An 11,868-nucleotide genomic window follows, 5' to 3' on the forward strand; every position below is an offset into this window, starting at 1 on the left:
CTATTAACTTTGTTTTTTGCTTGTGTCAGGAGGAAAATATTATGGAATCAGCGATACAACTAGAAAGAGAACAACAAAGAAAAAAGAAACATCCTCCAGGTTTATACTTACTCTTCTTTACAGAAATGTGGGAAAGATTTAGTTACTATGGATTACGAGGATTATTAACATTATATTTAACAACAGCTTTAGTAAGTGGTGGTCTTGGGTTTAGTCCCGCTTGGGCACTCTCTATTTACGGATTTTATACTGGTGCTTGTTATTTCACACCATTGATCGGTGGATACTTAACGGACCGTTTTCTAGGCAAACGAAAAGCCATCACAATTGGTGGTATAACAATGGCAATCGGTAACCTTACACTATTTGCCTTGCAAAACCAAGTCGGTCTATACCTCGGATTAGCGCTTATTATTATCGGTAATGGATTCTTCAAACCGAATATCTCTACACTTGTTGGAGAATTATACGAAGAGCACGATCCAAAACGTGATAGTGCATTTACAATATTCTACATGGGTATTAACGTCGGTTCATTTTTAGCTCCACTCGTTTGCGGGTTTTTATCAGAAAATTTATTCAAAACAACAGTAGATGGCGTTGCTCATTTCGGATTTCGTTACGGTTTCTTAGCCGCTTCAATCGGAATGATCATTGGACAAATTTTATTTACAACACTATCAAATCGCTTCCTTGGTGATATCGGTAAAAAACCAACTCGCGATTTGCAAACGGATGCTGGACAACAAACAATAGGAAATACACCGTTAACAAAAAAAGAAAAACAACGTACAACAGTTATCGTCATTTTAACATGCTTTGTTGTCTTCTTCTGGGCTGGATTTGAACAAGCTGGTAGTTCGTTAACATTATATACAAACAAATTTGTAGACCGCTCTGTGTTCGGATGGGAAGTTCCAACATCTTGGTTCCAATCGGTCAATCCGTTATTTATTATTTTACTTGCACCAGCTATTTCAGCATTATGGGCGAAACTGGCAACTAGAAAAAATGGTGACATGAAAATCCCAACAAAAATGGGACTTGGTATGATCTTACTCGGTATCGGTTATATTGTTCTTGTTATCGCTACGTTAAAAACAGGCAGTGACGAACATAACATTACAGAAAAAGCAAACTTACTATTTATCGTCTTTACGTATCTTTTCCATACGTTAGGTGAGCTATTCTTATCACCTGTCGGGCTATCAATGGTTAGTGCTCTCGCTCCAGTAAAACTTGCTTCTTTATTAATGGGAGTATGGTTAGCAAGCTCAGGTATTGCTAATATTTTAGGGGGACAGCTTGCAAGCTTCACAACTTCACTTGGATATGCTGAAGTATTCACAGTTATTGGCGCTGTGGCGATCGTTTTAGGTTGTGTTTTATTATCAATTTCTAAGAAATTAGTGAAATGGATGGATTAAAAAAAGATGAGGAATTTTCCTCATCTTTTTTTACGCTTTCTTTCCCTTTTCTATTGCTTGTTCATACAAGCCTTTATGTTCTTTATATTCACTTGGCACGAAACTCTTATAGAAGAACGAAAGCCAGCTGTCTCCTTTTTTATATCCTTCTTCTCGAATTTCCGCTGCCTTTTTATTTGATTTAAATCCTTCAGTAAACCATTTCTTTAATGTTTTATTCTTTTCATACTTAGCAGGAACTTTTAAGTCGTAGTTTTCAAATGCATATGTATATCCAGCTTTTTCCGCTGCCTTTTTAGCAGCCTTATATCCCTTTTCATACGCGGTTTCATATACTTTCACATATGTATCCTTTTCAGTATTTCCAGGTTTCTTTTCAGCTAATTCTTTACCAGCCTTTTCACCAAGTTCCGCTTGTTCTTTTTCAACCTTTTCAGTTCTCTCTTTATTACCTACTTGGAAACCTTCTGTAAAGTTCACCTTAAACTCAGGAGTAATTTGACTATCGTCCATTGCTTCTTGTGTTAACCCTTGCTCTTTTCCTTTTTCAAAATGCGTTTTCTTCTGCTCTTCTAAAGACCAAGATGCAGCATAAACGGTTTTGAATGCTTCTTTATATGTATCTGATTTTCCAGCTAAATGTGCTTCCGCATCATTTTTCCCTGCTTTAAAATCAGTCTCTCCACTTTTTTGTCCCTCAAGCTGCCCTTTTTCCATATCAGCTTGACGCTGTGCTTCCTCTCGCTTACGTGCCTCTTCAGCTTTTCTTTGTTCTTCAGCTACACGTTGTCTCTCTTCCTCTGCTTTTCTTTGTTCCTCCGCTACACGTTGTCGCTCTTCTTCTGCTTTACGCTGTGCCTCTGCGGCACGTTGTTTTTCAGCCTCAGCATTGCGCTGCGCTTCTGCTTGTCTTTCAGCTTCTACAGCACCATTGTTATTAGAGCTTGGAGCTGGACTCGTTGCACCGCTACTAGAAGCTGGTTTATTGTGATAATGATATTCCCCGTACTGTAATCCCCATTTCTCACAATTTGTATGACACGTATGTCCCCCATTAGCATCTGTACGCCCTGGATGCGCATAGGTTGAAATTGGAGCTACCAATAACGCTACACTTGTTGTTAAAAGAAGTTTCTTCACCTGTTGTTTCACTCTTGTTCCTCCCAAAATCTTAAATTCTAACTTTATTATACATAAATAGAAAAATACTTAAATACCAACTAAAATATTCTATTATTTCTCAACATTAGTAAAAAAGAAGGTCAACTCTTTAAAGAGTTGACCTTCTTTTTTACTTCTTCGCCTTCGTTCCTACTAAATCACCAGCAACAACGTAACGCTTAGAATTATCTTTCACAGATACACATGTAATAAGCGTTATCTCATCTTTCCCATGATCCTCTACAACTTCCCATTTATCAGGAGTTACTTCAGATACACCAGTAACCGCATATTCATATTCGTTTTCATTATCATACAAATACATTTTATCGCCTTTTTTCAAAGTTGCTACATCACTAAATAAAACTCCTTTTTTAGACATGTTATGTCCTGCTAATGCATAATTTCCTTTTCCCATTACTTGATTTTCTTTTACTGTTGCTGCACCTGATAATAGGTTTTTCTCAGTAGAAGATTTTAAAACAGGAAGTTCTAATGAAACACTCGGGATCGAAATACGACCAATTACTTGTTTCTTATCTAATGATGCATTCGCTACTTCTGCCAAGTCTGGTTGATCAATTTTCGAAGCATCTACAAATTCCGTCTCATGTTTTTCATAATCCATCTTTTGAACAGCCTGTACATTTTTAGTCTGTTTTTTTTCAGCCTGATATCCATCATAAAATGGCTTTCCGATTAACACACCACCTACAACAAATAGAAGGATTGCTACTATACTATAAATTCTTTGCTTATTCATATACAATTCCTTTCCCTTACAAAATCTTACTCTATATAAAATGATAAGATAATATTGCTATATGTACAAGTGTAAGCTGAAAAGAAACCTTCTTGCTTATGCAAGAAGGTTTCTTTTAAACTAACTTATTTCTGTATAGGGATACGTGAAAGACCGTCATTTGAATAAAGAAAATAGAGAATATAATATACAGTGGGTACCCAGGAAGATAGTCATTAATAATAGGCGAAAAAGTTAAAAATCCGACTGCACAAGGTAACACATACCATAACGAAACAAAAGTTGTTCGACAGGCTTTATCCGTAATCGCTTTTTCACGTTCATCTTCTAGTGGAAATAATAATGGATACATCCAAAAAGATAGATTCTTGTATTTTTTCTTTTGAACTCTATAAAAAATTGTAACTATAATAGCTCCAATAAATAATAAAATGAATGGTGCTCCATTAAACCATACTTCAAATGGGAACTTCTCGTTTTTAATTATATCTGCTAACTCTGTAATAACACTATAAAATTCAACAAATGTCCAGCAGGCTAGCGCAGTATAAAGCACGTTTACGATATAAGAAAAACCAATTCTATTCATCCTCTTCCCCCTCCTTATTTAAAACAAACACATCTTCCATCTTTAACTCGAATACATCACAAATCGTCAATGCTAGTAACAATGAAGGAACGTAATCCCCTTTTTCAATTGCAGCGATCGTTTGTCTCGTCACTCCTACCTTTTCTGCTAATACACTTTGCGTAAAATTAAAGCGAGCTCTTAATTCCTTCACTCTATTTAAAATGGTCAAATTTACCACCTCTTATCATCATTGTATGCTTTCCTTAACAAAATGTAAACTCAACTTAACATTATTTTCACAAAAAAATCCAACTTTACGTTTTGTAAAGTTGGATTACGTTTTAGTTTAAAATTGTAACTTTAACACTTCTTCTGCCCCAATTATTAGCTGTAGCTGAATCTGGCATTAATAAATCAATTATATGACCTTTAATCGCACTACCAGTATCTCCAGCAATTGCCGTCCCATAATTTTCTACATACACAGTAGAACCTAATGGAATCACAGCTGGATCTACAGCAATTAGTTTCATGTTTGGATTTGCAGTCAAATTATGTCCTAACTTAGACTTTACAACTTCACCCGGTTTATAGCCATTTTCAGATGGATCAGCTGTATAAGCAGTTGCTGTTACATAAAATTCTTTTCCACCTTGAGCTGGTTTTGGATCCGGCTTAGCTGGTGTTGTATCTTTAGCTACAGGCTCTGCCGGCTTAGCTGCCTGTTCTTCTTTTTGCTTAGCTGCTGCTGCCTTCGCTTTTGCCAACTCTTCTTGCTCAGCCTTTGCAGCTACTTCAGCTTTTGCACGCTCTTCCGCTGCAATTCTTGCTGCTTCTTGTTCACGAGCAATTGTTTCTTGTACTGCTTTCATATTTGCTTCAACTTTTGCTTTCTCTTCCGCTGCTAAATTAAGTTGGCTTGCAATCTGATTATATTTAGCTTGAACCGTTTGTAAGTTATCTTGACGCTTTTTCAAGTTATCTTGCAAATCCGCTTGTGCTTTTGCTAATTTTTGCTTATCTACTACTAAAGATGCTTCTTTTTCGTCAATTGCTTTTTTATCTTCTTCAATTTGACGAAGATCTTGTTCTTGTAGACGTAAAATTTCTTTATCTGCTTCTAGAATAGTAGTAACTGCGTTCATACGTTGTATGAAATCTGCAAAGTTTTTTGATTCTACAACAACTTCTACTACTAAACTCGTATTTGAGCTATTTTGAACAGAAACCATACGTTTGTTCATAATATCCTTACGAGCAAGGACTTTATCTTCTAAAACGATAATATCTGCTTTTTTTTGTTCAATCTGCTTATGTGTTTCATCGATTTTATGTTGAATAGCAGCTTGATCCTCTTTATTTTTTGCAATTGTATTATTTAAATTATGTAGTTCATTTTCGATACCTTGAATTTCTTTACTAACAGCTTGCTTCTCTTGCTCTTTCTTCTGCATATCTGCATCGTTTTGCTGCAATTGCTGTTGCATGTTGTTAAGTTTCTCGTCGTTTGACTCTGCTTTTACAGCGACTGTACTAGAAAGAACAATCATTCCTGCTAATACTAGACTACTGATTCGCTTAAAATAGTTCATAATCCGACTCCCTTCTTATACAGTTATACATGATTTATTTTACAGTTTGTTTACAGGACCATTAAATACAGTTTATTTTTCATGACAAAAAAAGAGAATTGTGAACAAAATGTAATAGATTCTTAAATATTTAACAATTCCTATATTTAAAAATTATAAAAGATGCTAAAATCCAAATATAGAGAAATTAAAAATCCTAAAGGCGGTTGAATTAAATAAAATGTTTACTCAAAAGAAATCACTCCAACATAAAATTGATCAACTAGAAACTCATATACATGAACTAGAAGCAGAATTAAAACAAAAAGATGTGGAAAAACAAGAAATTATATCTTCTATCCATAATCGTGTAAAAAGCGTTATGCAAGAGCACGAACTTGTAAATAGCCAACATCATACACTCCAAAACTTAATTCAACAATTGAACGCATGCTTTGAAAATGTTTCTATGCGTACTACACATTCCAACGAATTAAATAACGAAATGCTACAAAAAGAGCAAAACTTAATTCAATCTATTGAAGAAATTATCGATTGCTCTAATGAAGGAAAAGAATCCGTTCATCGCTTACTCATTGTAATTAATAGATTAGGTGAACAATCTCAACGTACTTCTAATAGTATGAATCATTTAAGCGAACGCTCTAAAGAAATTGAACAAATTGTAGAAGTGATTCAAAACATTGCAGCACAAACAAATTTACTAGCGTTAAATGCAAGTATTGAAGCTGCACGTGCTGGAGAACACGGTAAAGGATTTGCTGTTGTTGCTAATGAAGTAAGAAAACTAGCTGAAAGTACAGCTGAAAGTACAAAAAACATCGGTAACTTAACGAAAAAAATTCAAGAAGAAATTGAAAAAGCATATGAAAATACAAAAGATAATTTACATTTAGTTGATGAAGGTGTAGAAATGAGCGCTGATACTAACGCTAGAATTGAAAATATTTTAATGATGATTCAAACATTACAAAGTGGCGCTACAAATGTTATTAAAGCTATCGAAAACCAAAAATCTTGTAATGATGATATATTAAGAGAATTTGCAAACACTCAACAAATGTTCCAAAAATTAAATACTACTATTATGAGCCATATTCATGATGCTGAAAAAGTCGATGTTCAATTGACTAAAGGTCTTCAAGAAACAGTATCTTCTCATTAACAATAAAAACCCCTTATATCGCTATAAGGGGTTTTTATTATATTTCGAATATTTATTCCTTCTCAATATTCATCTATATCTTTGTTATAATGGAAAAGTTATTTCTTTCGACTAATACACAAGGAGGATGTTATGGAACAATTTTATTACATTTTAAAATATTTAATTCTTGGTCTATTCCAAGGACTAACAGAACCAATTCCGATTTCTTCAAGCGGTCACCTCGTTTTAGCACAGCATTTGCTAGGACTAAAAATAGAAGGATTTAGCTTTGAGCTACTTGTTAATTCAGCTTCATTATTAGCTGTATTACTTATTTATAGAAATGACTTAATTCGTCTAACAAAGAATGGTCTATCTTATATATTCACAAGAGCAGAAGATGCAAAATCAGATTTCTTCTTTATTATTTACCTTGTTATTGCAACCATTCCAGCAGGTGTAATTGGAGTTTTATTTAAAGATTATATCGACCACTATTTAAAAGGTGTTAAAATGGTTGGGGTTTCCCTTCTTATTACTGCTATCGGCCTTTGGATTATTCGAAACTTGCGTGGACGTAAAAGTGATGGCGACCTTTCTATGAAAGATGCAATCATTATTGGTCTAGCACAAGCTTGCGCACTAATTCCTGGTATAAGCAGGTCAGGTGCTACAATCGTAGCAGCAATGTTACTTGGTATGAAGCAAGAAACCGCTCTTCGTTTCTCATTCTTACTATACATCCCTGTTAGCTTAGGTGGTTTATTGTTAAGTATTACAGACATTGCAAACGATCCAAATTTAGATACATTATTTGTACCTTATATTGTTGCTTTCATCGCAACATTTGTCATGACATATATTTCATTAAAATGGTTTATGAACATTATGGCGAAAGGAAATTTAAAATATTTCTCTTTCTACTGTATTATCGTAGGTGTGCTAACTATCATTTTCTTATAAAGTGAAACTTTAATCAGTGGGGGTTTTGTTCATCCCCCCTGATTATTAGCCCTCACCAATCGGGATTTTACGGGCAGCAGGGCTCCCACCTAACTTCTTTGCTCCGGCCGAATTTTGAGGTGGAAGTTTTACTGCCCACAAATAGCGGGATAAAAAAAGCCTCTTACTGCCCTCATACAGTAAGAGGTTTTTCCTTATGCATAAACTTTCTTTTCCTGACAATACAAGCGAATAACATGTGTATTTTTTTGAAACAAATCATGTGTTAAGCGAATAATAATAAAATTTCGTTTTGTATTATCATCATGAACAAAAATCTGTTCTCCCTCTTGAAAACGCCACGCGCTTTCAAAAGTTGTAATATGATCCCCACTTACAGAAAAAAGCTCATATCGCATGTCTTGTACCCTCTCTCAACTTATAATAATCATAATATCCTTATATTAAATTTAGCATAACTTAATTTCGATAAAATTTGTAATTCTTTCTATTTCGAAATATTTTAACTTTGTTTTAAACTCCTTTTAGCGCTATAATGATAAACGAATTTTCATTGAAAGGAGTTTCATTTTGACTGCATATTTATTTCCAGTAAAAACAGCATTTATTTTATTTCCTATTTTAGCAATGTTTCTCTTAATCCCTTTTTTAATATTTAATTATCGAAAATACGGTTATTTAAATAAATGGCGTTCATTTATTTTGTATTCATTACTACTCTATTTATTAAATGCCTATTTTCTTGTTATTTTGCCGTTACCACAAACGTATGATACTTGTAGCCTACAACCCGCTAATACACAGCATATGCAACTCTCACCATTTTATTTCATACAAGAGATTAGTAATCATACATCGGCAATTTTAACGAAACCTACTACTTATTTCTTGTTATTAAAAGAATCTGCATTTTTACAAGTTGCTTTTAACGTTCTATTAACCGTTCCATTCGGTATTTACTTACGTTATTATTTCCGACGTAGTTTCTTCCAAACAGTGTGCATTTCTTTTTGCCTTTCACTGTTCTTTGAATTAACACAAGTAACTGGATTATATGGTATTTATAATTGTGCATATCGCTTATTCGATATCGACGATCTGTTTTTAAACACACTAGGCGGCGTAATCGGTTTTATCATTGCACCAATATTTACGTACTTCCTGCCAAAAACAAGCGAATTAGATAGTCATATTGATTTGGAAACGAAACCAGTCGGATTCGTTCGTCGTCTCCTCGCTATGCAAATTGATTGGATTTTCTTATCTATCGTTGTACCTTTCATTAAAAACAAAGGAAACTCACTATTTATTTCTAACATCCAATCTTATACAAATGTATACGAATTCCTTTTCATTACATGTTCAATCTTAATTTACTTTATTATCATCCCATATTTTACAAATGGAAGAACAATAGGGAAAGCGTTGCTTCGTATTTACATTAAAGGACAAGCAGAGCGTATTACACTAAAAGAATTATTCATTCGTTACGGTATATTCTATTTCATTTTAGGGGGAATCAATTACATTCTTTCTAGTAGCTCTATTTTAAATCATACAGAGCCTTTAGTATTACTAGTTATACTGTTATTCCAATTTGTAATTAACGGGCTATTTATTATTCATGTTTTATTACATGTATTTAGCAGTGATAAATTACTATTTTACGAGCGTATTAGTCATACAAGAAATGCAATTACACTTAAAAAAGCTGACAAATACTAATTTGTCAGCTTTTTTTCATAATCGTAAATAACTTTTCTGTATAAGGGCTTAAAAATATTCCTGTTTCATCTAGTGACTTCCTCACTTTTAGAAACGAATGCAATTCTGGATATATATTTTGCAATTTTCCGTACGTTAACGTATGCATTTTCCCCCAATGTGGGCGCCCTTCATACTTTAGAAAAATTTTCTCCACTTCACCAAAATAAGCGGCATACTTCATACCTTTATACATATGAACAGCTATATACGCTGAATCTCTTCCATATGCTGGACTGAGCCATATATCATCACCTCTCACGTAGCGGCATTCAATCGGGAAGTGCACCTTATACTTTTTCTTTTCAATAAGATTTGAAATTTCTTCTACAACAGCCCTCATATACTTTGAAGGGACACTATACTCCATTTCATAAAATGGAACTGTACGTGATGTAGCGAACACTTCATAGCTTGGTCCAATTATTTTCATGTTCGGTACAGCCTTAGCTGATAATCGGCTTACTCCTTTACTTATAGAAGGAAACCATTTACACCCTTTAGATAATAAAGAGAACATCTTATTTTCAAGTAACTCCACCTTTAGTTTATGCCATTTCAAATCACTTTCTTTACTCGTTGTTTCGTTTGTAAATTTCACTTGCACTTCATCTGAATAAGGAAAAACGAAAAATTCAAAATGACGATTCTTCTTATATTCTTCTAGTTTGTTCATTACAGTAGACAATGATCGTTTTTCACTTTCATAAACAAGCGAATACGCTGGGATAACCTTCAATTTTATCTTTACAATGATACCTAGCATTCCAAGTGACAACTGAAATGCTTTCCAATATTCGGCGTTCTCGGTTTCTGAACAAACTATACTCTCACCTGTTGATAAAACTGCCGTGATCTCTATAACTTGTGTTGATAAACTCCCAAATGTAACACCCGTCCCATGAGTCCCCGTACTAATCGCTCCTGCAATAGATTGTGAATCAATATCCCCTAAATTTTCTTGCGCATAACCTTTTTCCTGAAGTAACTTCCCTAAATCATGTAGCTTTGTTCCCGCCCATACTTCGGCAACCTTCTTCTCTGCATCAATATTCCCAATGCCCTTCAATTCATCTAAAGAAACTAAAATTTCTTCCGTTTGCACAAGAGGTGTAAACGAATGCCCTGAACCGACAACACGAATTTTCTTTCCTTTTTTTCGTGCAAGCCCCACAACTTCTACTACATCTTGTATACTTTTTGGATACATCGTATAATGCGGTGTGCCTTCTACATTCCCTGTCCAATTTCTCCATTTTTGTCCCTTTATAGAAAGCATCGTCCATCCCCCCGATATGTTGAATACTCTCCAACAATTTCCCCTTGTTTAATGCGATACAAAACAGGAAAGCGTTCACATAACTCTCCAGCTTTACTATGGCGAAACAAGATAGAATCTCCTATATCCACTCGTTCCTCACCGTTATAAAAAATTGGCGTTTGCACTTCACCAGCACCTTCTAAAACTAATAGTTTTGCACCATGCGGCATCCAAACCTCAGGCTCTTTATCTTTACCAACTGCACCTGAGGCAATATATCCGCCACCTAGGCAAGTATAAATAAAAGGATCCGGTTTACGTACAACTGGTAAAGCAAATCCGGCAGCTGGCTGAAATTTTACTTCTTTATAATAATCAAACAGTTTAGGAGAGTAAAAGGCGGATCCTACAGTCATCTCCGTAACTGCGTTATCTTGCTCAGTTGTTTTTATACTTCCCGTTCCTCCCCCATTTACAAATCTTAGTTCACTACCAAGGTTTTGTATTTCTTTTACGATACGTCCTCTTCTTTCTTTAACCTCTAACACTGATTTCTTCTTTAAATACGAAACCACTTTACTTTTCATCCATTGATTCGGTATATGATCCCCCACCCCGGCAATTTGAGCTTCATATCCCATTACACCATCTAGTATTAAATATGATGAGCCCTTCACCTTTTCTACTATTTTCAAAGCGCTCTGCACATCTTTTACCGGGGATCTTTTTACACCAAAATGAATTTTTAAAAAACGACTACTCATATCAATATCCAAACAAACGCGAAAACACCCTTTAGACTTCTCAGCAATCTTTTCTAAATAAGTAATATGGTCTTCACAATCCACCATACAAGTTATAATGTGCCCTTGCTTTGTTAGCAAACTAATTTCATGTAAAGCTCTTTCATCATAAACAGGATATCCGAGCAATAAATCATTAAATCCTTGTTCAATTAAAAACAAAGCTTCTCTAGGAGAAAAACACATAATACCTTGAAACCGATTATTTGCAGCTAAAATCTTTTTCATAACTGGAACAGAGCGTAATGATTTACTCGCTATACGAATTTTCTTATCTCCACTTAACTCTATAATCGATTGAATATTCCTCTCTAAAGCCACTTCATCTAAAAATGCACACGGTAATGGAACTTCCTTAAAAATTCCTCTATCCACATTTTTCTCTCCTCTTCTATATATGTCTTATACATATTGGA

The 11,868-nt window shown here is 34.5% G+C and carries 11 protein-coding genes and 1 pseudogene; 4 read left to right on the top strand and 8 right to left on the bottom strand.

Going from position 1 to position 11,868, the window contains the following annotated elements:
- Positions 1–41 precede the first annotated feature (41 nt).
- Positions 42–1,427 (top strand): peptide MFS transporter, encoded by a 1,386-nt coding sequence (locus ABH960_RS24580; protein ID WP_404448976.1) that lies wholly within the window; start codon positions 42–44, stop codon positions 1,425–1,427.
- A gap of 30 nt (positions 1,428–1,457) precedes the next feature.
- Here ABH960_RS24580 and ABH960_RS24585 read toward each other — a convergent pair whose 3' ends face one another.
- The 5 genes from ABH960_RS24585 to ABH960_RS24605 all read right to left on the bottom strand — a co-directional run bounded on the left by ABH960_RS24585 (position 1,458) and on the right by ABH960_RS24605 (position 5,514).
- On the bottom strand, positions 1,458–2,579 hold the full coding sequence (locus ABH960_RS24585; RefSeq protein ID WP_404448978.1) for a YHYH domain-containing protein: 1,122 nt from the start codon (positions 2,577–2,579) through the stop codon (positions 1,458–1,460).
- Between the two features lie 139 nt (positions 2,580–2,718).
- On the bottom strand, positions 2,719–3,351 hold the full coding sequence (locus ABH960_RS24590; protein WP_078206595.1) for a class A sortase: 633 nt from the start codon (positions 3,349–3,351) through the stop codon (positions 2,719–2,721).
- A 115-nt stretch (positions 3,352–3,466) separates the two neighbouring features.
- A complete protein-coding gene (locus ABH960_RS24595) occupies positions 3,467–3,940 on the bottom strand; it encodes a DUF2178 domain-containing protein (RefSeq protein ID WP_404448981.1) in 474 nt (157 codons plus the stop codon).
- Positions 3,933–4,151, bottom strand: a complete 219-nt coding sequence (locus tag ABH960_RS24600) for a helix-turn-helix transcriptional regulator (protein ID WP_002167109.1) — start codon at positions 4,149–4,151, stop codon at positions 3,933–3,935. Before ABH960_RS24600 ends, ABH960_RS24595 begins: the two co-directional genes overlap by 8 nt.
- Before the next feature lie 112 nt (positions 4,152–4,263).
- Positions 4,264–5,514, bottom strand: a complete 1,251-nt coding sequence (locus tag ABH960_RS24605; RefSeq protein ID WP_404448984.1) for a 3D domain-containing protein — start codon at positions 5,512–5,514, stop codon at positions 4,264–4,266.
- Positions 5,515–6,175: 661 nt separating this feature from the next.
- On the opposite strand from ABH960_RS24605, the pseudogene ABH960_RS24610 reads away from it, so the two are divergent.
- Positions 6,176–6,679, top strand: a pseudogene (locus ABH960_RS24610) (methyl-accepting chemotaxis protein); the annotation flags it as partial.
- A gap of 132 nt (positions 6,680–6,811) precedes the next feature.
- Positions 6,812–7,624: an undecaprenyl-diphosphate phosphatase gene (locus ABH960_RS24615; protein ID WP_113937922.1), complete on the top strand. Its 813-nt coding sequence runs from the start codon at positions 6,812–6,814 to the stop codon at positions 7,622–7,624.
- 194 nt (positions 7,625–7,818) lie between these two features.
- On the opposite strand, the gene ABH960_RS24620 is transcribed toward ABH960_RS24615, so the two are convergent.
- Positions 7,819–8,022, bottom strand: a complete 204-nt coding sequence (locus tag ABH960_RS24620) for a hypothetical protein (RefSeq protein WP_002134416.1) — start codon at positions 8,020–8,022, stop codon at positions 7,819–7,821.
- 172 nt (positions 8,023–8,194) lie between these two features.
- On the opposite strand from ABH960_RS24620, the gene ABH960_RS24625 reads away from it, so the two are divergent.
- A complete protein-coding gene (locus tag ABH960_RS24625) occupies positions 8,195–9,349 on the top strand; it encodes a VanZ family protein (RefSeq protein WP_404448986.1) in 1,155 nt (384 codons plus the stop codon).
- A gap of 4 nt (positions 9,350–9,353) precedes the next feature.
- On the opposite strand, the gene ABH960_RS24630 is transcribed toward ABH960_RS24625, so the two are convergent.
- Both ABH960_RS24630 and ABH960_RS24635 read right to left on the bottom strand, forming a co-directional pair.
- A complete protein-coding gene (locus ABH960_RS24630) occupies positions 9,354–10,667 on the bottom strand; it encodes a D-arabinono-1,4-lactone oxidase (protein ID WP_404448988.1) in 1,314 nt (437 codons plus the stop codon).
- Positions 10,655–11,827, bottom strand: a complete 1,173-nt coding sequence (locus ABH960_RS24635; RefSeq protein WP_404448990.1) for an amino acid deaminase/aldolase — start codon at positions 11,825–11,827, stop codon at positions 10,655–10,657. Before ABH960_RS24635 ends, ABH960_RS24630 begins: the two co-directional genes overlap by 13 nt.
- Between the last annotated feature and the right edge of the window lie 41 nt (positions 11,828–11,868).

Origin of the sequence: Bacillus sp. RC252 (assembly GCF_044909215.1) — a bacterium.
GTDB classification, from domain to species: Bacteria; Bacillota; Bacilli; order Bacillales; family Bacillaceae_G; genus Bacillus_A; species Bacillus_A mycoides.